Here is a 24,459-nt window from a genome sequence, read left to right on the forward strand (position 1 = left end):
GCTTAACGACTCTTTTGAAACGCCGCCAAACCTTTGCCCGCCTGTTGGCGAATCGCGTTTTGCACAAAAGGCGCCCAGCCCAGCAACAAACCTTTAGCCCCCAAGGCCTGGCGCGCCCACTTCCACAAGTCGAAGTGATCGCGGTGCTCGATGATCTGGCCATCGCGAAAGCGGAAGCTGGCCTCGATATGGTTGATCACCGTGTTACCGGTCTGACTGAAGGTGTAGGTGGCCACCCAGCACGCCCGGCCGCTGTGGTCGTCCGCCGTCACGCCGTCAAAGCTCAGGGAAAAATCCTGCGCTTTGCTGCACAGCATGCGCCACATATCCCCAGCCGCCGCACCGCGCAAATCGGTAAACACCGGGTCACTGAAGTGCACATCATCGGCGTAGCAACTGGCCATGGTCTCTGCATCCAGCTGTTGGAAGGCCTGATAGAAGCGGGTGATCAGTTCGGCGTTGGCATGGCTCATGGGGCGGAACTCCGGATAGGCAGTTAAATAATAGGGAGATTGCAGCCAGTATTGGCCTAAAGCGCCGGCCAGGCGATTGGCGTAAAAGACATTCTTGTGTCAATAATCGCCAAATCTGTCTGCCGCGAACACACCATGCTGAAGATTGCCTTGTATGTCTGCCCGCAAACGGTGTGCTCCAGCCTGAGCCTGGCCATGGATGCCTTCACCCTGGCCAATCGTCTGGCCGCACAGCGCCTGTTTGCATTAACCCGCGTCAGCCTGGACGGCGAGGCTGTCGACCTGGGCTTTGCGCAGATTCAGGTCGACGGCGATCTGCGTCTGGCCGAGGATGCTGATGTGGTGCTGCTGCCTGCCAGCGGCAGCGCTATCGACAGCACCCTGGCCACCAATTCCGCACTGTTACCCTGGCTGGCGCAGCGCCCAGCGCAGCAACAACTTGCCAGCCTGTGCAGCAGCGCCGTGCTGCTGGCCGCAGCTGGGGTACTCGACGGCCGCCGCGTTACCACGCACTGGGTACTGGCCAGCCAGTTCCGCCAGCGCTTCCCGCTGGTCAACCTACAGATTGAACAGCTGGTGTGCGAGGACGGTCGCCTGCTCAGCTCCGGCGGGGCGCATGCAGGGCTCGACCTGTGCCTGCATCTGATCCGCCAACATGGCGGCGAGGCACTGGCGCAGCAGGTGGCCAATGCGTTGGTCTTCGATACCGCTCGCGGCAATCAGTCACGCTTCGCCCCCCTGCTGCCGCCCACCCGCGCTAACTGCCCGCTTGCGCCGTTGTTGCAGTGGCTGCACAACCATCATGGCGAACACATCGACATGCCTCGCCTGGCGGCCCAGGCTAACTGCTCATCACGTACGTTGCTGCGGCGCTTCAAAACCAGTACCGGACTGACGCCCAACGATTACCTGCAACGTGTACGCATCAGCGCGGCGCAGCGCGCCTTGCGCGGCAGCAAATCACTGGAACAGATCGCCGCCCAGGTTGGCTACGCCGACCGTGCCACCTTTGCCAAGTTGTTCAAACAACTCTGCGGGGAAAGCCCAGGGACGTTTCGCAAGCGCCTACAGGCTGGGTGAGGCTGTATAAACGTTGGCAACGGATCAAGCGACCTACACCGGGTTTATTCGAGGACATAGCATGAGCAACACCTATGGCACAGCCGACGCGTCTTATCAGGCCGCAGGCGGCATCGATGGTTTGCGCCGTTTGGTCGCAGATTTCTACCGGTTGATGGATGAGCGGCCTGAAGCGGCCAAACTGCGCAGCCTGCATGCTGAAAGCCTGGAGCTGGCCAGCGACAAACTCGCGTGCTTTCTCAGCGGTTGGCTCGGTGGGCCCAAGCTATATAGCGAGAAATATGGCGCCATTGCCATCCCGGCCTTTCACGCACAGTGGCCAATCAGCGAGCAACTGAGTCAGAGCTGGCTCAGTTGCATGGCGCAGGCAATTGCCTTGCAGCCCTACCCCGCAGCGTTTGCCGAGTACCTGCTAAGCCAACTACGCGTACCGGCGCAGCGGATCGTGCAGGCCAGCCGCAACCGACATGGCGATACCTGCTCTGCCCATTAACCCGCCAGTTCGTCTTCAAGGTACTCAGAGAAGAAGCGGTCGAGTTGACCGTCGTACTGGTCGAGGCTGTACAGAGTATCGGCGGCCAACAGATCGAGCAGGACCAGGCCATTGACACTGGAGTCCTGCTCGGCAGCGGACCTCAGACGCTGAGCCATACCCTGGTTTACCAGCCGCAGATTGCGATAAACCGTGCGCAGCCCTTGCAGGTCCCAGTCTGCGGCCAGGCCATGTTGCGTGCGCAGGTACTGGCCCAGCAAGTAGCTACCCAATACCCGAAATAGGGTCTCGTCGCTGCCGCTGAATGGCTGATGAAAACAGGCCATAGCCTTGAGTAGCCGGGTATGCGGGCAACCGCTAGCCGCGCCGACGGCACCAAGCAATGATCCGACTGCGCGCTGCAAGGTGGTGGTCTGGCTAATTTCCCGGTCACGCCAGCGCACCAGAACCTCCACCGGCTCGAAGGAAGCATAGCTGGAGAGCATGCTGATCGGCTGCTGCAAGGCCGCAGCGAAGGGACAGACCGAGCTTTGTTCGACTGACAAGGGGCAATGCGCACACTGCTGAAAGTCCAGACGAGTCCAGCCTGCCGCTTCGGCGGGAGCGACCTGCCCCTGCAGATCGACGACGTGTTCGAGCGCCTTCCCGTCAGCGAAGGTGAAGCGGTAGCTAATCAGTCTGTCCCTTTCGACATGTGGCATGGTCTAACCTTACGTTCTGGCTAAACAGCGCAGTAGATAGCACCTAGCCACGAGCGCCATATTTATGGCGCCCGAATACTGGCCACCCTGAGTGATTCGACTAATACTCTAGCCCAAGAGTCCAGTCACAGCGTCAAAGGAGCTTGCTATGGAAGGATTCACGACTCAACTGCTCTGCGCCCTAATCGGCAATATCCACCTCGGGATCATAGTGCTGGATAATAATCTGCGGATTCAGTACTGGAACCACTTTGTAAGCGAGCGCTGCGCCACGTCACTCGAGCAAGCCTGCGGACGACCCCTGATAGACGTCTTCCCGGAAGCCAATGCGGCCGATTTCAACCGCAGCATCGAACTGGCCCGTGACCAGGGCCGCCATGTCTACAACCACTGGCTGCAAATGCCACTGCTGCAGCTGCAGACTGCAGGCAACGAGTCCAGCCTGCTGACTTTGCAGAGCACGCTGTTGTTCCCCTTCGCCACCCAGGATGGGATCGCGCATTTTGGTCTGATGGTGTATGACACCAGCGCGGCAGCCCAAGGCAACGAGCAGCTGCGCGTCGCACTTAAGGCTTTGGGCAACAAACAGACCGAGCAGGACCAGTTGCTGCGCAAGCTGGAAACCGCCAATAGCCAGCTGCTGCAATCAGAGAAGATGGCGGCCATCGGCCAGCTGGCCGCCGGGGTGGCCCATGAAATCAACAACCCCATCGGCTATGTGTTCTCCAACCTCAAGACCCTCGACGGCTATGTCCGAGACCTGTTGAAGATCGCGGATGCGGTAGATACGGCAGGCGGCCTTGATGAACTGCGCCAACTCAAGCGCCAACTGGAATACGACTACATTCGCGGCGATGTGGCGGCCCTGATCAGTGAGTCGGAAGACGGCATTGACCGGGTCACCCGCATCATCAGCGCCCTCAAGGACTTCTCCCATATCGACGAAGACGAATTCCGTCCGGCCGACCTGCACCGGGGCCTAGACACCACCCTCAACGTGGTCAACAACGAGCTCAAATACAAAGCCGAGGTGATCAAGGAGTACGGCGAGCTGCCCGAGGTTGAGTGCATCCTGTCGCAGATCAACCAGGTGACGATGAACCTGCTGGTCAATGCCGCCCACGCCATGGACGAGTTCGGCCGCATCACCCTACGAACCGGCTGCGATAACGATTGGGCCTGGATCGAAGTAGAAGATAACGGCAAGGGCATTGAGCCCAAACTGCTCAACCGCATCTTCGAGCCCTTCTTTACCACCAAACCGGTCGGTAAAGGCACGGGCCTAGGCCTGGCGCTGTCCTACAACATCGTGCAGAAACACAACGGCCGCATCGAGGTATACAGCCAGCCCAATATCGGCACGCGCTTTCGCATCAATCTGCCAATCCGTCAGGCCAATGTCCGGCCACAACCGGACGTAGCCCAGCCATGAATGCCGCCGAGAATCCGCAACTCGCCACCCTGCTACTGGTCGATGACGAGGAGAACATCCTCAACAGCCTGCGTCGGGTGCTGCGCAACGAGCCCTACACGCTGCTGACCTGCAACAGCGGCGAAGCGGCGCTGCAGCTATTCGCCGAGCAGCCTATCGACCTGGTGATTTCCGATGCGCGCATGCCGGGCATGGACGGCGCGGCGCTGCTGGCCCAGGTGCAGCAGCATTGGCCGGACTGTCTGCGCATCCTGCTGACCGGGTACGCCGATCTGACCACCACGGTCAAAGCGATCAACGAAGGGCAAATCTATCGCTATATCAGCAAGCCCTGGGACGACCATGAACTGCGACTGATCATCGGCCAAGCCCTGGCCTTCCAGCGCTCCGAACGCGAACGACTGCGCCTGGAGCAGCTCACCCTGGAGCAGAACCAGCGCCTACACATGCTCAACGCCACCCTCGAACAGCGCGTGCGCGATCGTACCGCTGAGGTCGAACAGACCGCCGACATGCTCGACCTGGCCTATGCCGAACTGCGTCGCAGCTACGTCACCGCCACCGAGGTGTTCGCCAGCCTGGTAGGCCAGCGCCTGGGCAGGGAGCAGCAGACCAATGCCCAGGTTATCGCCCTGGTCAAGGCCTACGCCGAGCAGCAACAGCTCGACGAGTCCATCAGCCATGACCTAGCGATGGCCGCCGCCCTCTACAACATCGGTAAGCTGACCTGGGACGACCAACTGCTGCAGCGCCCCGCCGACCTGCTTTACAAGAATGAGCGCGCGCGCTACCGGCAGTACCCGATAGTCGGGGAAAGCCTGCTGATGACCCTGGAGCCGATCAAGGACGCCGGCCTGCTAATCCGCCACCATCAGGAGCGCTGGGACGGCAAAGGCTTCCCCGACCGTTTGGCTGGCGACGCCATTCCGCTGGGCTCACGTTTGCTCAAGCTGGCGGTGGACTTTATCGAGCTGCAGCGCGGCCTGGTGCTGGAACGCCGGCTGAGTCGCGATGCGGCCTTGCTGTTGATCCGCAAGTACAGCGGCCAGCTCTATGATCCGCAGCTCTGCGAGCGCTTTACCGAGCTGTGCACCACCCTGGCTCCCGACCTGGCCCTGGCCGACCCGAGCATCCTGGCGCTGGATACTCGCCATCTGCAGCCAGGCATGATCCTCGCGCGCAACCTCCAGGCGGAAAGCGGCATGCTGCTACTCAACGAGGGCAAAATCTTGAACCGTTTGCTGATCGACAAACTGATTGCCTTCGAGAAAACCGAAGGGGGCCGCTACACCCTGTTCGTGCGTAAAGCCGAAGCCGTGCCACCCAGCTCAGACGGAGAGCCTTGATGATCAAGATCCAACTGTTGGACGACGAGCCGCACATGCTCAAGGCCTTGCAACGCGTGCTGCGCCCGCATCGCTGGGAGGTGCACAGCTACAGCGATGGCCAGGCGGCGCTGGAAGCACTCACCGAACATGAGTTCGCGGTGATTATTTCCGACTACCAGATGCCCAATCTGGACGGCATCACCTACCTGCAATTCGCCAAGCAGCGCCAGCCCCATGCCATCCGCATGATGCTCAGCGCACACGGCGATCGCCAGTCGATGATGCAGGCGATCAACCGGGCCGAAATCTACCGCTTTCTCTCTAAGCCTTGGGACGACTACGAGTTCGAGATCGCAATAAAATCGGCCATCGACCTCTACATGCTGCGCGTCGAAAACCAACGTTTATTGGCCAAAGTGCGCAGCCAGCAATCGGCCATCGAACAGCAGGAACAGGAACTGCTGCGCCTGGAGAATGAATACCCAGGCATCACTCAGGTCAGACGCGACGCTCAGGGCGCGATCCTGCTTGACCTCGACGAACCGGATGAATCTGGGTGCCGCGACTAGCCAGACACAGCCCCCTTGCCTGATCAGGGATGCGCGCTGGACCAAGCGGGTTTTCCCAACCATTTCAGGAGGAGCCATGCACACCCGCCACCTGATCGTCGCCGCTTATCTGCATGTGCTGGCACTCGCCATGCTCTGCATGGGCGCGATCAGCCTGATCGGTTACCTGCTGCTCGAACAGCCAACCCGTCACAACGTAGTGCTGTTGCCCGACAGTGCGCTAATGTCGGTGCTGATGGGCGGGTTGATGCTCGCTGCAGCCCGGCAGGCCATAGCGGCGCGCAATCTGCTGGCCACCTTACTGGTCGCGCTGACCCTCTATAGCCTGCTGCACAACCTGCTGGCGGGTGGTGCGGACATCGATACGTCCTGGTTCAGCGGCTTTCTGCGCATGCGCAACAGCCTGGCCTTAAGCATGCTGCTAGCCACCCTGGCGCTGTACCTGAGCGGGGGTGCACACCTAGCCAGGCGCTGCGCCCTGCTGATTGGCGGCGCGCTGATGCTCCTCGCCGTACTCTCGCATCTAGCCGACAGCTGGCCGGCGCTCGGCCTCATACGCCTGGGTTTCAAGTACGACTCGACCCATGTCGCCAACCTCTTCGTTCTGTGCATCGGCCTGAGCATCATTCTGCTTAGCCTGCGCCCACGCGAAGAACAGGACCTGCTCGATCCGCGCACCCTCAGCGCCGGTATCTTAGGCACCCTGCTCGCCTGCAGCAGTTGGTACCTGCTGAGCACGCAAGCGATCAACGTCCTCACTCGCGAGGGCGACCTGCTACTCGCCAAGACCGCAAGCGCCACGACTCAGGAGCTGCAGAGCCACCTGGCACTGATGCAGCGCATGGCCGATCGCTGGCAGACAGTCGGACGCATGCCCACCACCCGTTTGTGGCAGCAAGAAGCGCACAGCTACCTGCGCGACTTCCCCAACCTGGAGCTGCTGGCGCTGCTCGATCACAACCTTGAGCCGAGTCGCCTTGAAGCCCGCACTGCAACCCAGAGCGCCTGGCTGCAGAAGTTTATCGCCGATACCGAACAGCACAACTGGCTGCAGCAGGTGCGCGACGGCAACCATCCGCAGATTGGCCAGACCCGCGACTACGGCGATGCCAGCGTGCGCAATACGCTGATCGCCAGCCCGTTGCGTGTACCCGGTCAGCCGCCGTTATTGCTGGTCGCCAACCTCAACGTAGCCGGCGTACTGGACAGCCTGCTGAACCGTGATCTAAAGGGCTTTATCGTGCACGCCAGTGAAGGTAATCAGCTGCTGTATGACTCAACCGATGGTCCCATCCAATACGCCACCCTGGTGAGCCAGCAGAACTTGCTGCTGCCCCACGGCCAGACCTGGCACCTGAGTGCCTACGTCAACAACCCTCAGGCCCTGAGTGCCGCTAAACACCTGGCTACCCTGACCCTTCTCTTCGGCCTAACCCTGAGCTTCTTCCTGCTGCTCAGCCAGCGCCTGGCTTGGCTGGCAACCGAGCGCTCGCAGCTGCTGCAAAACGCCAACCAGGACCTGCAGCAAACCCTGGCCCTGCAACTGCGCACGAAGAACCTGAACCAGCAAATCATGCAGTTCACCCACGACGTGTTCTGCTCCATCGACCGTCAGGGCCGCTTCCATGAGCTCAGCCCATCCTGCGAAAAGCTCTTCGGCTACCGGGCCGAGGAACTGATCGGCCGGACCTTGTTCGAACTAGTACTGACCGAAGACCGCCAGCAGACACAGGAGGAAATCATCGCCAGCATGCACGCCCGCGCCAGCTACACGCTTCGCAATCGCTGCCGCCATCGCGACGGATGCATCGTGCATGTGCACTGGACCGTCGACTGGTCAACTCCGGACCAGACCCTTTTCGCCGTAGCGCATGACATCACCCCCCTGATTCAGAACGAGGCCTACACCGAAAACCAGCGGGATATCCTCAGCATGATCTCCAATGACCGACCGCTGAGCGAAACCCTTGAGGCTCTCTGCCTGATGATCGAGGCCCAGCAACCCGAAGCCCTATGCTCGGTTTTGCTGCTCGACGCCAGTGGGCAGCATCTGCACACCGGGGCCGCACCGAACATGCCACTGCCCTATAGTCAGGCCATCGACGGCCTGACTATAGGGCCCAGCTGCGGTAGCTGCGGCACGGCGGCTTACCAACTGAAACTGGTGATCAGCGCAGACATCCGCAGCGATCCGCTCTGGCAGGACCACCGCGACCTGGCCCTGAGCCACGGCCTCCAGGCCTGCTGGTCGTTCCCGCTGATTTCCCACGACGGCAAAGGCCTGGGCACCTTCGGCGTCTATTACCGCCAGCCCCGGGTACCGGACGACGAACAGATCCAGCACTTGGCTACCGCCGCCCAACTGGCGGCCATCGGCATCGCCCGGGCGGCCGACCGTCGCCACCTGCAAGAAAGCCAGCAACGCTTTCGCTCGTTATTCGCCTTCAACCCAGACCCCGTATTTTCCTTCGACCTGCAGGGCAACTTTCTCAGCATCAACGATGCTGGACAGAAACTGCTGGGGCTCAGCGAAGCCGAGATCATTGGCCAGCATTTCACCGCTCTGATCGCCAGCGAGCAGCAGGCGCAGATCCGCGAACACCTGCAGGCGGCCAGCGCTGGCACCCCCCAGCACTATGAAACACAGCTGCAGGACCGCCAACACAGGCCCCTGACCCTGGACGTGACCAATCTGCCGATCATGGTCGATGCGCAAATAGTCGGGATCTTCGGCATCGCCAAGGATGTCAGCGAGCGCCGCCAGACCCAGCAGGAGCTGCAGGCGACCCTGCTCGAACTGGAGCGCAGCAACAAGGAGCTGCAGGAGTTCGCCTTTGTCGCCTCCCACGACCTGCAGGAACCATTGCGCAAGATCCAGGCCTTCTCCGAGCGCCTGACCAGCCGCAGTACGGCGCTGGATGACGAAAGCCGCGACTACCTGCAGCGCATGACCTCGGCTGCGGCGCGCATGCAGGCGCTGATTACCGACCTACTCAACTACTCGCGGATCAATACCCGTGGCCAGCCCCTGCAGCCCTTGGACCTCAACCAGTTGCTTGGCGAGGTGCTCGGGGATATGGAAGCCGCCATCGAACAGAGCCAGGCACTCATCGAATACCCGCCACTAGCAAAGGTGCTGGGCGACCCCAGCCAGTTGCGCCAGTTGCTGCAAAACCTGCTGAGCAATGCCCTGAAGTTCCAGGCACCCGGAAACCACCCGCTGATCCGTATTTATATGGAGGCGCCGCACGTCACGCACTGGACCCTATGCATCGCCGACAACGGCATCGGCTTCGACGAGAAATACCTCGACCGCATCTTCAACCCCTTTCAGCGCCTGCACGGTCGCGAAGCATACGCAGGCACCGGCATAGGCCTGGCCATCGCCAAGAAAATCGCCAAGCGCCACGGCGCACGCATTACGGCCAATAGCGTCGTCGGCCAGGGCAGCGTATTTCGTGTCACTTTTCCCACTCTAGGCAGTGCCAGCCTATGACTACAACCCAACTGGTGCAGATCCTGATTGCCGACGATGATCAGGACGACTGCCTGATGACCCGTGAGGCTTTCAGGGAATGCCGCATCCATAACCCCCTGCATTTCGTCCATGACGGCGAAGAGCTGATGAATTACCTCAAGCGCCGCCCACCCTATGAAGATCCCGCGCGCTATCCGCTACCGGGGCTGATCCTCCTCGACCTCAATATGCCGCGCATGGACGGCCGCGAAGCCCTGCTGGCGATCAAGAGCGACAGCCTCCTGCGCAGCATCCCCGTGGTGATCCTCAGCACCTCTTCGGCCGACGAAGATATCCGGCGTAGCTACGCTATAGGAGTGAACTCCTTTATCACCAAGCCGATCAGCTTCAGCAGCCTGCTTGAGGTGGTACAAAACCTTGGTCGCTACTGGCTGGAAATCGTCGAGCTGCCCATGGACGGAACCCGCAATGAATAGAATCGCATCAGGCTGGAAACTGCTGCTGATCGATGACGATGAGGACGACTTCATCATCACCCGCGACCTTCTGCGGCAGAACCCGGACATCCAGATCGAGCTGCAGTGGTGCAACAACTTCCAGCAGGGTCTGGAGCTGGTGCTGCGCCAGGAATACGACCTCTATCTGGTGGACTACCGCCTGGGCGCGGACTCCGGTCTGGAGCTGATTGACAACGCCCTGCAGCACGGCGTGGTCAAACCCATCATCCTGCTCACCGGCCAGGGCGACTCTCACCTGGATACTAGCGCCATCGAGCTGGGCGCAGCCGATTACCTGGTCAAGGGCCAGTTCGACAACCGCCAACTGCGGCGCAGCATCCGCTACGCCATCGACCGTAGCCTGGCCAGTGCCGAGCTGGCCGACAGCGAACACCGCTACCGCCTGCTGTTCGAAGCCAACCCGGAAGCCATGTGGGTGCTCGACAAGAACACCCTGTGCTTCCAGGCCACCAACCTCGCCGCCAGCCGCCTACTGGGCTACTCCCAGGCCGAGTTCAAGAACATGAGCGTGCTGGATATCCGCAGCCTCGAAGAGCAAACGCGCTTTCTCGCCTATTACAACGCCACCTTGCGCGACGCCCCAGTTGTCGATCCGCAGGCCGGAATCTGGGCCTACCTGCACAAAGACGGTCATGAGCTGTACGCCGAGGTACTGGTGCATGACTTCGAGTTCGATAGGCAGCCCTGCTTTCTGGTTCTGGCCATCGACGTCACGGACAAGCACAAAGCCCATCGGCTCGCCGCCCGCCGCGAACTGTCGTTCCGCAAGCTACTCAACGACACCCGCGACGCTCTGCTGGTGGTCGATGCCCAAGGCCAGCTGCGCTACGCCAATCCCGCCGCCGAGCAGCTATTTCAGAACAACCTGACAGAGTTGCAGGCGCAACACATCGATCTGCCCGAGTGCGACGACGAGTTACTAGAGTGGCAACTGCCGACGGACGGCACGCATCTGGACGTCGAGATTCACCGCTCGCAGACCGACTGGGAGGGACAGCCGGTGCAACTGTTATCGCTGCGCGATATCAGTAAGCGCAAGCAGGCGGAGAAACAACTACGCCTTTATCAGCGCGGCCTGGAGTCCATCTTTAATGGTGTGATCATCACCGACGCTCGAGCCGAAGATCAGCCGATCATCTACATGAATCCGGCGTTTGAACGTATCACCGGCTACGCCGAGGCCGAGGTGCTAGGGCGTAATTGCCGCTTTCTACAGGATGCCGAGCGCGATCAACCGGCCTTGGCGTTGATCCGCCACAGCCTGAAACAACAGGTTGAAGTGCATGTGGTGCTGCGCAATTACCGCAAGGATGGCAGCCCATTCTGGAACGATCTGTATATCTCTCCGGTACTCGACGAGCAGGGCCAGGTCAGCCATTTTATTGGCGTACAGAACGACATCAGCGAGCAAAAGCGCTACCAGGCCGAACTAAGCTTCAACGCCAGCCATGATGTGCTCACCGGCCTGCCCAACCGTGCTCTGCTGGAAGACCGCCTGCGCCAGGGCTGCCAGATTTCCCAGCGCTACCAGCGCAGCCTGGCGGTGATGTTTATCGACCTGGACGGTTTCAAGCCGATCAACGACTCGATCGGTCACCATTCCGGCGACCAGATTTTGATCGAAGTGGCCCGGCGCCTCTGCGCCCAGGTGCGACCAGGCGATACCGTAGCACGCATGGGTGGTGACGAATTCCTGGTACTGCTACCGGACCTGGCCCGCGAAGAGGACGTGCTACAGGTGGCTGAGCGCCTGCTTAGCGACATCGCGCGGCCCTACCGGGTGGCCGGCCTAGATCTGCACGTCACCGCCAGTATTGGCATCACCCTCAGCGACGGCCTGCTGGCGCAGCCGACACAACTGATCCAGCAGGCCGACTTGGCCATGTACAAGGCCAAGCAGGAAGGCCGTAACAATTACCAGTGGTACACCAACGATCTCAACCAGCGCGTCGGCGAGCGGATGACCCTGCGTAACGAGCTGCAGAAGGCTCTGGATAGCCAGGCGTTCGACCTCTACTACCAACCGCAGATCGACGGTCGCACCGGCCGTGTGGTGGGAGTCGAGGCCCTGTTGCGTTGGAACCATCCCGAGAAAGGCTTTATTCCACCCGCCCTGTTTATCCCCATAGCCGAAGATACCGGGCAGATCATCCCTCTCAGCGCCTGGGTACTGGACACCGCCTGCCGACAGATGCACCAACTCTGCGAGCGAGGTATGAGCGGGCCAACAGTGGCGGTGAATATCTCATCGGTCCACTTCCAACGCAGCAACTTCGTCGAGAGCATCCAGGCGGTGCTGCACAAGCACCAACTCAGCGCCGAGCGGCTGGAACTGGAGATCACCGAAGGGGTGCTGCTCAACCATGCCGAGCAGGCGATCGACACCCTACATCAGCTGAAAACCCTCGGGGTGAAGATCGCCATCGACGACTTCGGCACCGGTTTCTCCAGCCTTAACTACCTCAAGCGCCTACCCATCGACAAGGTCAAGATCGACCGCTCCTTTGTCGAGGAAATCATCAGCGACCAGCACGACGCCGCCATCACCCAGGGGATCATTTCCATGGCCCACCACCTGCGGCTCAAGGTGATCGCCGAAGGCGTGGAAACCGAGCCACAGTTCGCCTTTCTGAAGAGGAGCCACTGCGACCTGTTCCAGGGCTATTACTTCGCCAAACCGATGCCCTTCGCCGAACTTGAGGTATTTCTCCGCGAACGCATGCTGACCCAAACCCCTAGCCTGCCGCAGTTAAGCGGCAGTGAACCTGCGCAGACCCTGCTGCTGCTGGATGACGAAGAAAATATCCTGCGCTCTCTGGCCCGCCTGCTACGCCGTGACGGATACAAGATCCTGATGGCGACCCGCGCCCAGGATGCCTTCGAGCTGCTGGCCAAGCACGACGTGCAGGTGATTCTCTCCGATCAGCGCATGCCGGAGATGAGCGGTACCGAGTTCTTCAGCCGGGTCAAGGACCTGCACCCCGACACCATGCGCATCGTGCTCTCGGGTTATACCGACCTGAAATCGGTTACCGACGCGATCAATCAGGGCGCCATCTACCGCTTCCTGACCAAGCCCTGGGACGACGAACAGCTGCGCCAGATCATTACCCAGGCCTTCCGCGAGCATCGCAGCAAGGACACTACACACGACAGTCAAACGCCGCAGCAGCCCTCAGCTTGAGGTTTTCCAGCGCTCGACAGCAACCTGATCGGAGCAACGCCCTTCGACCCAGCGCGGGCCGTCGGCGGTGTCTTCTTTCTTCCAGAACGGCGCGCGGGTTTTCAGGTAGTCCATGACGAAGTTGCAGGCATCAAACGCGGCCTGACGGTGAGCGCTGCTGGTGCCGACAAATACAATCGGCTCGCCCGGTTCCAGGCGACCAATGCGGTGGATGATCTCGATGCTCAGCAGCGGCCAGCGCGTTTTTGCTTCTTCGGCGATCTTGCCCAGAGCCTTCTCGGTCATGCCGGGGAAGTGTTCCAGGAACATCCCGCCCACTTCGCGGCCTTCATTGAAATCGCGCACGTAGCCGACAAAGCTGACCACCGCGCCGACGCCCAGGTTAGCGGCATGCAGGCCATTGAGCTCAAGGCCCGGATCGAAGGGTTGCGACTGGACGCGAATGCTCATGAAAATGCTCTCGTATGGGAGGTGCGTAGGGTGGGTTAGCGGCGCAAAACCAGGCGGCAAAGTGACCGCGCAACCGGGGCGCCGCGTAACCCACCATAGGGCCAACTAACTGCATGGGTATCGCTGCGCTCAACCCATCCTACGGTTTTATCCTCAACCGCCGGTCACCGTGGGGAAAAACGCCACTTCATCACCGGCCGCTAAAGGTTCGTCCAAGCTGCACAACTCCTGGTTGCGCGCGCACATCAGGTTCTGTTCGGCTAACACATCCCACACGCCGCCGCGGCTGAGCAAATGCTGACGCAGTTCATCGAGGCTACTGAACTCACCACTCAACTGCTCGCCATCCAAGCCCAGGGCCTCACGGTAACGGGCGAAATACTGCACGCGAATCATGCCTGCTCTCCCACGTCGCTCTCGACTTTGAAGTGGCCGCTCTTGCCACCGACTTTTTCCAGCAAGCGCACAGTCTCAATGACCATGCCACGGTCCACCGCCTTGCACATGTCATAGATGGTCAGCGCGGCGACGCTGGCGGCCGTCAGGGCTTCCATTTCCACCCCGGTCTGCCCAGTCAGCTTGCAGCGCGCGGTGATGCGCACGGCATCCACGCCCTCAGGCGTCAGCTCGACCTTGACGCTGGTGAGCATCAACGGATGGCACAGCGGAATCAGGTCGCTGGTTTTCTTCGCCGCCTGAATACCGGCGATACGCGCCACGGCGAACACGTCGCCTTTGGGGTGATCGCCCTGGGTAATCATCTGCAGGGTTTCGGGGCGCATGCGCACCAGGGCTTCGGCCACGGCTTCACGGACGGTCAGGGCTTTATCACTGACATCGACCATATTGGCGCGGCCTTGGGAATCGAGATGGGTTAACACGGGCAGACTCCAGGCGGGTATCGGCCGATTGTAAACCCAGGGGTCAAGTTTCGGCACCTGTGAATGCCAAAGGATTCAGACGAGAGGCTGTAGTGACGCCCTGCCCTGCAGCCATAAAGGCCTGCAGGGTGAGCGAGGACGGACCGATTACAGGTGGGTTTCAGCGTACTCGGCGAGGATCGAACGCGGCACCCCTTGCAGGGTGATGTGCATGCCATGCTCAAAGTCTTTGAAGCGCTCCGTCAGGTAGGTCAGCCCGGAGCTGGGGGCCGACAGGTAAGGGGTATCGATCTGCGCCAGGTTGCCCAGGCACACCACTTTGGAGCCATTACCGGCACGGGTGATGATGGTTTTCATCTGGTGCGGCGTGAGGTTCTGGCATTCGTCGATCAGGATCAGGCTCTGCTGGAAACTACGCCCGCGAATATAGTTGAGGGATTTAAATTGCAGCGGCACCTTTTGCAGGATGTAGTCGACGCTGCCGTGGGTGTTTTCGTCCTCCATGTGCAGGGCTTCAAGGTTGTCGGTAATTGCGCCGAGCCAGGGCTCCATCTTCTCCGCTTCGGTGCCGGGCAGAAAGCCGATTTCCTGATCCAGCCCTTGCACGCTGCGGGTGGCGATGATGCGCCGGTAGCGCTTGGTCACCATGGTCTGCTCAATGGCCGCCGCCAGGGCCAGGATGGTTTTACCAGAGCCCGCCGCACCGGACAGATTGACCAGGTGAATATCCGGATCAAGCAAGGCAAACAGCGCCAACGACTGGTAAATATCCCGTGGGCGCAGCCCCCAAGCCTCCTGGTGCATCAGGGGTTCTTGGTGCATGTCGAGAAGCAGCAGTTCGCCGTGTTTGATGCCCTTGATCCAGCCAACAAAACCCTGTTCGTCGATGATGAACTCGTTGACGTGCACCGCCGGCAGGTTGTCAGTGAGCTGCACGCGGTGCCAGGTGCGGCCATGATCCTGACGGGTTTCCACCTTGTTCACGCGGTCCCAAAAAGAGCCGCTCATATTGTGGTAACCCTGCGACAGCAGCGACACATCGTCGACCAACTGGTCGGTGTGGTAATCCTCCGAGTCGATGCCACAGGCGCGCGCTTTCAGGCGCATGTTGATGTCTTTGGTCACCAGTACCACGTTAAGGCCGGGGCGACGGGACTTCAGCTCCACCAGCTGGTTGATGATCTTGTTGTCGTTGAGGTCTTCCGGCAGCCAGGTGACCGGTGCTGCGCTCTTGCTCATAAGAATCGAGAGAAAGCCGCACGGGCCACTCTTGTCACGCTGGATGGCAACGCCGTGTTCCACCTCATCCGGGTTGGCGCTGCCGAGGATCTTGTCAATCAGACGGATGGCCTGGCGGCACTCGGCGGCCACGCCCTGTTTGCCGGTTTTGAGCTTGTCCAGTTCCTCCAGTACGGTCATCGGGATGGCGACGTGGTGCTCCTGAAAATTCAGCAGCGCGTTGGGATCGTGGATCAGCACATTGGTGTCGAGGGCGTACAGGGTTGGGGCGGTGGGCTTGGAGCGTCCGTGGTCATCCATACTCGGTCACCTTCTTGTAGTAGCCAAGCAACGCAGGGGCAAAACTGCGCCGCGGAGGGGCCGTCGACTCCTCAGTGCCGGGGCTGAGAAGGCTGCAAAAAGGTGGGGGCCAGTGGCCGCCACCTGTCTGCAGGGTTCGGCGGTCTTGCCTTTTAATTACTCCTATTCAGATGACAGAAAAACATTTTTTTACGCATCGGCAGGTTTATTTGTCGGAGCGACAAATAGCGCTTGGCGACCTGCGCATGCATCGTTAAAGTCGGAAGTCCAGCCGGCTTTCGAGCCGGCCGTTTTTTTCCATTCAAACCCGTCCTGCCTTGTGCACAGCAGCACAGCGATTGACCTCCACGGTCACATGCACCAGCTCCGCAATCCCCGCCAGCCGCGCCTTGTAGCGATCCGCAGAACCGTCGCCATGGGTCACCACGCTGACGATGCAAGCGAACTGCGCCCGGCCGACGCGCCATAGGTGCAGATCCGCGAGTTCGGTATCCGTCTCCTGGGCCAACGCGCTGCGCACGCGCTCAACAACCGGGCTGTCCATCTCGCGATCGAGCAGCACCTTGCCGGTTTCGAGCAGCAGGCCCTTGGCCCACACCGCGATGATCACCGCACCAATCACCCCCATCAGCGGATCAAGCCAGTCCCAGCCCAGCCACATGCCCCCTACGAGCGCGAGAATGGCGGCCACTGAGGTCAGCGCATCAGCCAGCACATGGATAAAGGCGGCGTGGCGATTGAGGTCCTTCCCCGCAGGCGGCGCCGCGTGATCGTGATCGTGATCGTGATCGTGATCGTGATCGTGATCGTGATCGTGATCGCCATGAGCATGCGCGGCGGCGGGCTGATGATCATGACCGGAACCATGGGCGTGATCATGGCTGTCGCGCAGCAGCCAGGCAGACGCCAGATTGACCAACAGGCCGATCACCGCCACCCACAGGGCCATGTCGAAGGTAATGGTTTGCGGCTGCCATAAGCGCCACAGCGACTCAAACGCCAGCATCGTCACCACCACGACCAGCAACAAGGCACTGGCAAAACCGGCGAGCACCTCAATCTTCCAGGTACCGAAGGCAAAACGTGGATCATTGGCATAACGCCTTGCCAGCAGGTAGGCCAACGCGGTCAGGCCGATGGCCAGCATATGCGAGGCCATGTGCCAGCCATCGGCGAGCAAGGCCATGGAGTTGAAGGCATAGCCGGCGACGATCTCCACCAGCATGGTCACCCCGGTTAGCGCAGCAACGCGCCAAGCCTGGCGCTCGGCAGTGGTTTCCAGCGGGCGATAGTTGTGGGAAGGCTCCCAGCGCGAATGGTTGCAAGCGGTCATGGTAGCTCCTTGAGAGTTCGACCTGGGCAAACTACAACCCCGTGGCGGCCCCTGGGTCAAGCCGCAAAACCAATCGCCCCCATAGGTAGTCTCAGCGGCTCACAGCTTCTAGAATCGCCGCAGACTTTCAGGAGCAAGCTTATGTTGATGGTGATTTCCCCGGCCAAGACCCTCGATTACGAGACGCCGTCTGCAACCTCGCGTTTTACCCAACCGGAACACCTTGATCACGCCCAGGAACTTATCCAGCAACTGCGCGACTTCAGCCCGGCGCAAATCGCCGAATTGATGCACCTCTCGGACAAGCTCGCCGGCCTCAATGCCGCGCGTTTCGGCAGCTGGGAGCGGCCGTTCAACCCGTCCAACGCCAAGCAGGCGCTGCTGGCGTTCAAAGGCGATGTATACACCGGGTTGCAGGCCGAAGATTTCAGCGAAGCCGACTTCGACTTCGCTCAGGATCACCTGCGCATGCTCTCTGGCCTCTACGGCGTACTCCGGCCATTGGACCTGATGCAGCCTTATCGCCTGGAAATGGGCACCAAGCTGGCCAACCCGCGCGGCAATAACCTTTACGATTTCTGGGGCGAGCGCATCAGCGGCTGGTTGAATGAGGCGCTGGCGGCTCAAGGCGATGAGGTATTGCTCAACCTGGCGTCCAATGAATACTTCAGCGCGGTAAAACGCAAAGCGCTGAATGCACGCCTGATCAACACCGAGTTCAAGGATCAGAAGAACGGTCAGTACAAAATCATCAGTTTCTACGCAAAAAAAGCCCGCGGCCTGATGGCCCGCTATGTGATCAAGGAACGTCTGACCAACCCAGCCGGCCTCAAGGATTTCACCTCTGAGGGTTACCGTTATTCGGCTGAAAATTCGACACCTGACACATTAGTTTTCCTCCGCGACCACTCCCACGATTAACCCCCCGCCACCTCTGCGGGCCCCGAAATGGCCCGCTCCGCGCTATTCAGCATCCTCATTCAATAACTACTCAACCAGTCAGCTTTATTACGCTTGCACTTTACTGTGGAACTTTTACGCACGCATAAACACCGCGCGATTTCCCTCTAACAACAGTTGCAAAGTGCCATCAACGCACAACTACCACGCAGTTCTCATTTCATTACAAAACATGACGAACGGTAGGAACCATCAGAAAAGCATCAGACTCATAGCGACACGATGTTTTTCTTCATGCAACTTCCGCATGAGTATATCTGCCATTAACAGCGGACCCATGTCTGGCGTAGAAACTTGGCCAATAGAAAGTAACGGATAAACACAAGGCGGAACTATCGAACCTTCAATAACTCTGTAAAAGCCTAGCCCAGAGCCTGCCGTGTTACTGGGCAACCAAATAGAACGGGCGTGCTAGTTATAAAGCCCGACGCCGGCAACGGCTCACAGTTGCCAATTAATTTTAATGCCTGCATTAGTTCGAACACCTAACCGTGCCGAACTAACGAACAACCGTGGTTAATAGCCACTACTCAATTGCGCAATAAATGGACGAGGTAAATACAATGCGAATCAGCATATTCGGTTTGGGTTATGTAGGCGCAGTTTGTGCGGGGTGCTTATCGGCACGCGGCCACCATGTAATTGGTGTGGATATATCCGCAAGCAAGATTGACCTGATCAACAACGGCAAGTCGCCCATCGTCGAACCAGGCCTGGAAGCGCTACTGCAACAGGGGTTGGCCTCGGGGCATTTGCGCGGGACCACGGATGTAGCCGACGCCGTACTGAACAGCGACGTGTCGTTTATCTGCGTCGGCACGCCGAGCAAGAAAAACGGCGATTTGGAGCTGAACTACATCGAAGGCGTGTGCCGCGAAATTGGCCTGGCCATGCGCGACAAAACCGAGCGCCACACCGTGGTGGTACGCAGCACCGTGCTGCCGGGCACCGCCAAAAATGTGGTACTGCCAATTCTGCAAGAGAGCTCAGGCAAGCAGGCCGGGGTCGATTTCGGGCTTGCAGTCAACCCGGAATTCCTTCGTGAAAGTACGGCAATCAAGGACTACGATTTCCCACCCATGACGGTGATTGGCGAGTTTGATCAAGCCTCCGGCGACTTGCTGGAAGCCATCTACAGCGAGCTGGATGCACCGATCATTCGTAAGAACATCGATGTCGCCGAGATGATCAAGTACACCTGCAATGTGTGGCACGCCACCAAGGTCACCTTCGCCAACGAGATCGGCAATATCGCCAAAGCGGCCGGCGTGGATGGTCGCGATGTGATGGACGTGATCTGCCAGGATCACAAACTCAACCTGTCCAAGTACTACATGAAACCCGGTTTTGCCTTCGGCGGCTCGTGCCTGCCCAAGGACGTGCGCGCCCTGTCCTACCGCGCCGGCTCTCTGGACGTCGACGCACCGCTGATTGGCTCGCTGATGCGCAGCAACGGCATCCAGGTGCAGAACGCCTTCGACATCATCGCCAGCTACGACAAACGCAAAGTCGCCCTGCTCGGTTTGAGCTTCAAGGCGGGCACCGATGACCTGCGCGAAAGCCCGTTGGTAGAGCTGGCGGAAATGCTTATCGGCAAGGGTTACGACCTGAGCATCTTCGACCGCAACGTCGAGTACGCCCGCGTTTACGGGGCGAACAAGGAGTACATCGAGTCGAAGATTCCCCACGTGTCTTCGCTGCTCAGCAGTGATTTCGATGCGGTGGTGGATAACGCCGACATCATCGTGTTGGGCAACAGCGACATGCACTTTGCCCCCCTGGCGCAGCAAGCCTTGCACGGCAAACACGTGGTCGATCTGGTGGGCTTTATGCCGACCGCATCGCGTGCCGGCAGCGAAGGTATTTGCTGGTAAGCGCAACGGCTAACAGCCCACGCACACCCTGGGCGGCCACGTGCTGACCCAGGGTCTACCCGGCACAAACGATGGATATGTTTATGCACCTGCACACGCTGAAAAGCGGCCTCAACCAGGCTGCTGGCTGGCTGTTCTACGTATCACTGCTGATGCTGCTTGCGCTGGCACTGCCCAGGAGCGTGTTCGACCCCGAGTCGCGCGACTACCTGCTGTTGATCGGCGCAGTGGGCATCTGGCGTTATTCCATGGGTGCCGTGCACTTCGTACGCGGCATGCTGTTTCTCTATGTGGTGTTCCCGCACTACCGGCGCAAGGTCGCCAAGCTGGGTACGGACACCGACCCGTCCCAGGTGTTTTTACTGGTCACCAGTTTTCGCATCGACGCCCTGACCACCGCTCAGGTGTACCGCTCGGTGATCCGCGAAGCGATCGAGTGCGGCTACCCGACCAACGTGGTCTGCTCCATTGTCGAGTTGTCTGATGAGCTGCTGGTGAAAAACCTCTGGGCGCAGATGCAGCCCCCGGCGCACGTCACCTTGAGCTTTGTGCGAATTCCCGGCACCGGCAAGCGTGACGGCCTGGCCTATGGTTTTCGCGCCATCTCGCGGCAGATGCCGGCAGCCGACGCAGTAGTGGCGGTGATCGACGGCGACACCGTGCTCGGCGAAGGCGTGGTGCGCAAAACCGTACCCTGGTTCAAGTTGTTCCCCAATGTCGGCGGTCTCACCACCAATGAGTTCTGCGAGGTGCGCGGCGGCTATGTGATGAGTGAATGGCACAAGCTGCGTTTTGCCCAGCGCCACCTCAACATGTGCTCGATGGCCCTGAGCAAGCGCGTACTGACCATGACCGGGCGCATGTCAGTGTTCCGCGCTGCCGTGGTCACGGACCCGGCGTTTATCGCCGACGTGGAAAGCGACCACCTCGAACACTGGCGCCTGGGCCGTTTCCAGTTCCTCACCGGGGATGACAAGTCCAGCTGGTACAGCCTGATGCGCCTGGGCTACGACACCTTCTACGTGCCGGATGCGGCGATCAACACGGTCGAGCACCCGCCAGAAAAAAGCTTTATCAAGGCCAGCCGCAAGCTGATGTTTCGCTGGTACGGCAATAACCTGCGGCAGAACGCCCGCGCCCTGCGCCTTGGGGTCAAGCGCCTGGGCGGCTTCACCAGCCTGGTGCTGTTCGACCAGCGCGTGTCGATGTGGACCAGCCTGCTTGGCCTGAGCGTGGCGATCATCGCCAGCATCAAATACGGCTTCGGCTTCCTGCTGGCGTACCTGCTGTGGATCGGCCTGACCCGCCTGGTATTGAGCCTGCTGCTCAGCGTCAGCGGCCACCACATCGGCCCGGCTTACCCACTGATTCTTTATTACAACCAGATCGTCGGTGCGCTGGTGAAGATCTACGTGTTCTTCCGCCTCGACCAGCAATCCTGGACCCGCCAGAACACCAAGTTGGATCGCGGCCTGGTGAGTTTTCAGCGTTGGTTCAACACCTGGTCCTCGCGGGCCATGACTTTCTCTGCCGCCAGCATCTTCGTCGCCGCACTCATGGTGCTGGTGTGACCACCGGTTATCTTTTGCATAGGAATTTGCACACATGAACACAGCCGTTAACGTCAATGTTACCCACGAGTCCGAAGCTCAGCGCCAACATGCCCGGGTAAAAATCCCGGTGGTGCTGCATTACCTGAACAAGCAGCGTGAACGCATCGAGATGCCGCTCAGCGATATCTCGGCGGGCGGCTTCTGCTTTATCGACAGCAAGCAGCAGATCCAGATCGGCGACTTTCACAAAGGCCGCCTGCAATTCAAGCTCGACAGCTTCAACCTGGGCATCGACATCGAATTCCAGGCACGTTCGGTGGATGTCGACAGCAACCGTGTCGGCTGCCAACTGCACAACCTCAAGCCGCGCGAGCAAGCCACCCTGCACCACCTGATCAGCGCTTACCTGGGCGGTGAGTTGATCAGCGCCGGCGACCTGCTCAGCACTCTGCAGCGCGAAAATTTCACCAAGGCGCGCAAGCACAACAACGGCGGCACCAGCATGAGCGCCTTCGGCCGCCTCAAGGCCGTAACGTTCAGCCTGGGCATCTTCCTAGTCGGGCTGGCGGCATTCGGTTTTATTTTCAAGTCGGTGTACGGCCTGTACTTCGTCACCCACGCAGAATCGGCCATGGTCAATGTGCCGAGTATGCAGGTGACCATGCCGCGTGAAGGCACAGTACAAAGCCTGGCCGGCCCCGGCGGAGTAGTGGACAAGGGCGCGCCAATTGCCTCCTTCTCCGCCACCATGCTGGAGATGCTCAAAGGCCACTTGGCTGACGAGCAACTGACTCCGGCTAACGTCGAAGAGCTGTTCGGCAAGCAGATGAAGGGCACCCTGACCAGCCCATGCAACTGCAAAATCTCCAACCAATTGGTCGCCGATGGCCAGTTCGCCAATAAAGGCGATGTGATCTTCGAGTTGGTGCCGCAAGACAGCAAGGCCACCGTCACCGCCAGCTTCCCTTACCGCAACATTGCCCAGACCCGCACCGGTACGCGTGTGAACTTCTGGGTAGCCGGTGAAGACACGCCACGCCGCGGCAAGATCATCAGCACCAGCCTGCACCAGGGCGGCCTGTCTTCGGACATTCGCGCGGAAATCGAACCGGACGCCACCTTACCCAGCACCCTCGCCGGTCAGCCCGTGGAAGTGGTGATTGACCGCGGTCCATCGCTCGACTGGGTCATCGATAAAGCCGTGGCGGCTGGCTTCTAAGGAGGACGCGGACATGGCGAATACATCTCCTCATCTGTTGTTGCTCAGTGCTGCGCTGCTGTCCGGTTGTGCCGGGCTACCCGATCAGCAACTGGCCAAGGAGGCGCTGAAGCGCGGCGACAGCCAATTGGCCGAGCAGCACTTCAGCCAACTGGCCGAGCTGGGCTATGTCGAGGCGCAGATCGGCCTGGCCGACCTGCAATTGGCCAACGGCAGCCCAGCTGACGTGGACAAGGCCGAACAGACCTACCGCCTGGCACTCGATGAGTCGCCACGGGCACAGGCCCGGCTGGGCAAGTTGCTCGCACGCAAGCCCAACAACAGCGCTGCCGAGCGCCGCGAAGCCGCTCAATTGCTCAACGACTCCTTCAGCGCTGGCGAGCCCAGCAGCTTGCTGCCGCTGGTGATGCTCTATCTGCAATATCCACAGGACTTTCCCGATATGAACGTACAACAACGTATCGCGACCTGGCGCCAGCAGGGCTATTCCCAGGCCGATCTCGCGCAAATCCTCTTTTACCGCACCCAAGGCACTTACGATCAGCACTTGGATGAGATCGAAAATATCTGCCAAGGCCTGATTAGCGAGGCCGACACTTGCTACGCCGAGCTGGCCACCGTGTACCAAAAGCAAGGCGAGGCAGACAAACAACAAGCCTTGGTAGAGCGCCTGATGAGCGCCTACCGCAGCGGCGCAGTGCCGGCGCAACGGGTGGATGACGTGGCCTCGGTGCTCGCCGACGCCGAACTGGGCCAGCCCGACGAAGACACCGCCCAGGAGATGCTCGAAAGCATCGCGCCGGACTACCCCGCCGCGTGGGTCAGCTTGGCACGCCTGCTCTACGACTACCCCGCGCTGGGCGACATCGAGCAAATGCAGGGCTACCTCAAGCAAGGTCGCGCCGCCGCTCTGCCGCGCGCCGAACTGCTGCTCGGGCGCCTCTACTACGAAGGCAAGCTGCTGCCACAAAACCCGCACAAAGCCGAAGAACACCTGCGCAAAGCCGCCCCCAGCGAACCCAGCGCCAACTACTTCCTCGGCCAAATTTACCTGCGCGGCTACCTCGGCGACATCTACCCGCAACAGGCGCTGGATCACCTGCTCAGCGCCGCCCGTGGCGGCCAGCTCAACGCCGACTTTGCCCTGGCGCAGATGTTTTCTCAGGGCAAAGGCATTCAGCCGGACATGGCCAGTGCCTATGTGTTCAGTCAACTGGCCCTGCCCAAAGACACCCCGGCGGCCACTGAGCTGGCCAGCGAGGTCAACCAACGTCTGGCCCCAACAGAACGCCTCAAGGCTGAACGCATGCTGCGCGAAGAGCGCCAACTGCGTGGCAATGCCTGGCAGGAACAACAGCCTATGCAGGCGCAGCTGCCATGAGAAAAGGATATTC

Annotated in this window: 20 protein-coding genes and 1 pseudogene; 14 read left to right on the top strand and 7 right to left on the bottom strand. The window is 60.2% G+C overall.

All coding sequences use genetic code 11. The features are described 5' to 3' along the window. Positions 1-2: 2 nt before the first annotated feature. Positions 3-473, bottom strand: coding sequence for a nuclear transport factor 2 family protein (locus tag D8779_RS02590; protein WP_136662902.1), 471 nt, complete (start codon positions 471-473; stop codon positions 3-5). A 135-nt stretch (positions 474-608) separates the two neighbouring features. Here D8779_RS02590 and D8779_RS02595 point away from each other — a divergent pair, with 135 nt between their 5' ends. Together D8779_RS02595 and D8779_RS02600 are read left to right on the top strand one after the other, a co-directional pair. After that, the gene (locus D8779_RS02595; protein ID WP_136662903.1) at positions 609-1,553 is read left to right on the top strand and encodes a GlxA family transcriptional regulator; all 945 of its coding nucleotides are present in this window, start codon (positions 609-611) and stop codon (positions 1,551-1,553) included. A 61-nt stretch (positions 1,554-1,614) separates the two neighbouring features. After that, on the top strand, positions 1,615-2,046 hold the full coding sequence (locus tag D8779_RS02600; RefSeq protein WP_136662904.1) for a group II truncated hemoglobin: 432 nt from the start codon (positions 1,615-1,617) through the stop codon (positions 2,044-2,046). Here the strand turns inward: D8779_RS02600 and D8779_RS02605 are convergent. Beyond that, on the bottom strand, positions 2,043-2,747 hold the full coding sequence (locus tag D8779_RS02605; RefSeq protein WP_136662905.1) for a DUF6901 family protein: 705 nt from the start codon (positions 2,745-2,747) through the stop codon (positions 2,043-2,045). The two genes, D8779_RS02600 and D8779_RS02605, sit on opposite strands and share 4 nt — an antisense overlap. A gap of 148 nt (positions 2,748-2,895) precedes the next feature. On the opposite strand from D8779_RS02605, the pseudogene D8779_RS20990 reads away from it, so the two are divergent. From D8779_RS20990 to D8779_RS02640, 7 genes and pseudogenes are all read left to right on the top strand, one after another. Beyond that, positions 2,896-3,117 (top strand): annotated as a pseudogene (locus D8779_RS20990) (PAS domain-containing protein); the annotation flags it as partial. A 141-nt stretch (positions 3,118-3,258) separates the two neighbouring features. Further along, positions 3,259-4,179 carry an ATP-binding protein gene (locus D8779_RS02610; RefSeq protein ID WP_420875592.1) on the top strand — a complete coding sequence of 307 codons (921 nt, stop codon included), beginning with the start codon at positions 3,259-3,261 and terminating at the stop codon, positions 4,177-4,179. Beyond that, positions 4,176-5,525: a response regulator c-di-GMP phosphodiesterase, NosR family gene (nosR, locus tag D8779_RS02615; protein ID WP_136662907.1), complete on the top strand. Its 1,350-nt coding sequence runs from the start codon at positions 4,176-4,178 to the stop codon at positions 5,523-5,525. The genes D8779_RS02610 and nosR overlap by 4 nt, the downstream gene beginning before the upstream one ends. Beyond that, positions 5,525-6,076 carry a response regulator gene (locus tag D8779_RS02620; RefSeq protein ID WP_167492521.1) on the top strand — a complete coding sequence of 184 codons (552 nt, stop codon included), beginning with the start codon at positions 5,525-5,527 and terminating at the stop codon, positions 6,074-6,076. The genes nosR and D8779_RS02620 overlap by 1 nt, the downstream gene beginning before the upstream one ends. Positions 6,077-6,152: 76 nt before the next feature. Beyond that, a complete protein-coding gene (locus D8779_RS20740) occupies positions 6,153-9,572 on the top strand; it encodes a PAS domain S-box protein (RefSeq protein ID WP_240789673.1) in 3,420 nt (1,139 codons plus the stop codon). Further along, positions 9,569-10,030 carry a response regulator gene (locus tag D8779_RS02635; protein ID WP_136662909.1) on the top strand — a complete coding sequence of 154 codons (462 nt, stop codon included), beginning with the start codon at positions 9,569-9,571 and terminating at the stop codon, positions 10,028-10,030. Before D8779_RS20740 ends, D8779_RS02635 begins: the two co-directional genes overlap by 4 nt. Then, positions 10,023-13,256, top strand: coding sequence for an EAL domain-containing protein (locus D8779_RS02640; protein WP_136662910.1), 3,234 nt, complete (start codon positions 10,023-10,025; stop codon positions 13,254-13,256). Before D8779_RS02635 ends, D8779_RS02640 begins: the two co-directional genes overlap by 8 nt. On the opposite strand, the gene moaE is transcribed toward D8779_RS02640, so the two are convergent. The 5 genes from moaE to dmeF all read right to left on the bottom strand — a co-directional run bounded on the left by moaE (position 13,248) and on the right by dmeF (position 17,459). Then, on the bottom strand, positions 13,248-13,706 hold the full coding sequence (moaE, locus tag D8779_RS02645; RefSeq protein WP_136662911.1) for a molybdopterin synthase catalytic subunit MoaE: 459 nt from the start codon (positions 13,704-13,706) through the stop codon (positions 13,248-13,250). The two genes, D8779_RS02640 and moaE, sit on opposite strands and share 9 nt — an antisense overlap. A 153-nt stretch (positions 13,707-13,859) precedes the next feature. Next, positions 13,860-14,102: a MoaD/ThiS family protein gene (locus D8779_RS02650; RefSeq protein ID WP_136662912.1), complete on the bottom strand. Its 243-nt coding sequence runs from the start codon at positions 14,100-14,102 to the stop codon at positions 13,860-13,862. Beyond that, positions 14,099-14,587: a cyclic pyranopterin monophosphate synthase MoaC gene (gene moaC / locus D8779_RS02655; protein WP_136662913.1), complete on the bottom strand. Its 489-nt coding sequence runs from the start codon at positions 14,585-14,587 to the stop codon at positions 14,099-14,101. Before moaC ends, D8779_RS02650 begins: the two co-directional genes overlap by 4 nt. 147 nt (positions 14,588-14,734) lie before the next feature. Continuing rightward, on the bottom strand, positions 14,735-16,126 hold the full coding sequence (locus D8779_RS02660; RefSeq protein WP_136662914.1) for a PhoH family protein: 1,392 nt from the start codon (positions 16,124-16,126) through the stop codon (positions 14,735-14,737). A 301-nt stretch (positions 16,127-16,427) separates the two neighbouring features. Further along, on the bottom strand, positions 16,428-17,459 hold the full coding sequence (gene dmeF / locus D8779_RS02665; RefSeq protein ID WP_136662915.1) for a CDF family Co(II)/Ni(II) efflux transporter DmeF: 1,032 nt from the start codon (positions 17,457-17,459) through the stop codon (positions 16,428-16,430). Positions 17,460-17,600: 141 nt separating this feature from the next. Between dmeF and yaaA the strand changes: the two genes are divergently transcribed. The 5 genes from yaaA to algK all read left to right on the top strand — a co-directional run bounded on the left by yaaA (position 17,601) and on the right by algK (position 24,446). Next, a complete protein-coding gene (gene yaaA, locus D8779_RS02670; RefSeq protein ID WP_136662916.1) occupies positions 17,601-18,380 on the top strand; it encodes a peroxide stress protein YaaA in 780 nt (259 codons plus the stop codon). Between the two features lie 602 nt (positions 18,381-18,982). Beyond that, on the top strand, positions 18,983-20,293 hold the full coding sequence (locus tag D8779_RS02675) for a nucleotide sugar dehydrogenase (protein WP_136662917.1): 1,311 nt from the start codon (positions 18,983-18,985) through the stop codon (positions 20,291-20,293). A gap of 83 nt (positions 20,294-20,376) precedes the next feature. Then, on the top strand, positions 20,377-21,864 hold the full coding sequence (gene alg8 / locus D8779_RS02680; protein ID WP_136662918.1) for a mannuronan synthase: 1,488 nt from the start codon (positions 20,377-20,379) through the stop codon (positions 21,862-21,864). 34 nt (positions 21,865-21,898) lie between these two features. Then, positions 21,899-23,065: an alginate biosynthesis protein Alg44 gene (locus tag D8779_RS02685; RefSeq protein ID WP_136662919.1), complete on the top strand. Its 1,167-nt coding sequence runs from the start codon at positions 21,899-21,901 to the stop codon at positions 23,063-23,065. Positions 23,066-23,078: 13 nt separating this feature from the next. Then, positions 23,079-24,446: an alginate biosynthesis TPR repeat lipoprotein AlgK gene (algK, locus tag D8779_RS02690; protein ID WP_136662920.1), complete on the top strand. Its 1,368-nt coding sequence runs from the start codon at positions 23,079-23,081 to the stop codon at positions 24,444-24,446. Positions 24,447-24,459: the final 13 nt, after the last annotated feature.

The organism is Pseudomonas leptonychotis, assembly GCF_004920405.1.
GTDB lineage: Bacteria > Pseudomonadota > Gammaproteobacteria > Pseudomonadales > Pseudomonadaceae > Aquipseudomonas > Aquipseudomonas leptonychotis.

Coding starts and splice junctions, on each gene's coding strand:
- D8779_RS02650 (WP_136662912.1), bottom strand. CDS start 14,102: ATGATTCGCGTGCAGTATTTCGCCCGTTACCGTGAGGCCCTGGGCTTG.
- D8779_RS02660 (WP_136662914.1), bottom strand. CDS start 16,126: ATGGATGACCACGGACGCTCCAAGCCCACCGCCCCAACCCTGTACGCC.
- D8779_RS02600 (WP_136662904.1), top strand. CDS start 1,615: ATGAGCAACACCTATGGCACAGCCGACGCGTCTTATCAGGCCGCAGGC.
- D8779_RS02675 (WP_136662917.1), top strand. CDS start 18,983: ATGCGAATCAGCATATTCGGTTTGGGTTATGTAGGCGCAGTTTGTGCG.
- D8779_RS02620 (WP_167492521.1), top strand. CDS start 5,525: ATGATCAAGATCCAACTGTTGGACGACGAGCCGCACATGCTCAAGGCC.
- alg8 (WP_136662918.1), top strand. CDS start 20,377: ATGCACCTGCACACGCTGAAAAGCGGCCTCAACCAGGCTGCTGGCTGG.
- D8779_RS02685 (WP_136662919.1), top strand. CDS start 21,899: ATGAACACAGCCGTTAACGTCAATGTTACCCACGAGTCCGAAGCTCAG.
- yaaA (WP_136662916.1), top strand. CDS start 17,601: ATGTTGATGGTGATTTCCCCGGCCAAGACCCTCGATTACGAGACGCCG.
- D8779_RS02610 (WP_420875592.1), top strand. CDS start 3,259: ATGGTGTATGACACCAGCGCGGCAGCCCAAGGCAACGAGCAGCTGCGC.
- D8779_RS02640 (WP_136662910.1), top strand. CDS start 10,023: ATGAATAGAATCGCATCAGGCTGGAAACTGCTGCTGATCGATGACGAT.
- D8779_RS20740 (WP_240789673.1), top strand. CDS start 6,153: ATGCACACCCGCCACCTGATCGTCGCCGCTTATCTGCATGTGCTGGCA.
- D8779_RS02595 (WP_136662903.1), top strand. CDS start 609: ATGCTGAAGATTGCCTTGTATGTCTGCCCGCAAACGGTGTGCTCCAGC.
- moaE (WP_136662911.1), bottom strand. CDS start 13,706: ATGAGCATTCGCGTCCAGTCGCAACCCTTCGATCCGGGCCTTGAGCTC.
- D8779_RS02605 (WP_136662905.1), bottom strand. CDS start 2,747: ATGCCACATGTCGAAAGGGACAGACTGATTAGCTACCGCTTCACCTTC.
- dmeF (WP_136662915.1), bottom strand. CDS start 17,459: ATGACCGCTTGCAACCATTCGCGCTGGGAGCCTTCCCACAACTATCGC.
- D8779_RS02590 (WP_136662902.1), bottom strand. CDS start 473: ATGAGCCATGCCAACGCCGAACTGATCACCCGCTTCTATCAGGCCTTC.
- algK (WP_136662920.1), top strand. CDS start 23,079: ATGGCGAATACATCTCCTCATCTGTTGTTGCTCAGTGCTGCGCTGCTG.
- D8779_RS02635 (WP_136662909.1), top strand. CDS start 9,569: ATGACTACAACCCAACTGGTGCAGATCCTGATTGCCGACGATGATCAG.
- nosR (WP_136662907.1), top strand. CDS start 4,176: ATGAATGCCGCCGAGAATCCGCAACTCGCCACCCTGCTACTGGTCGAT.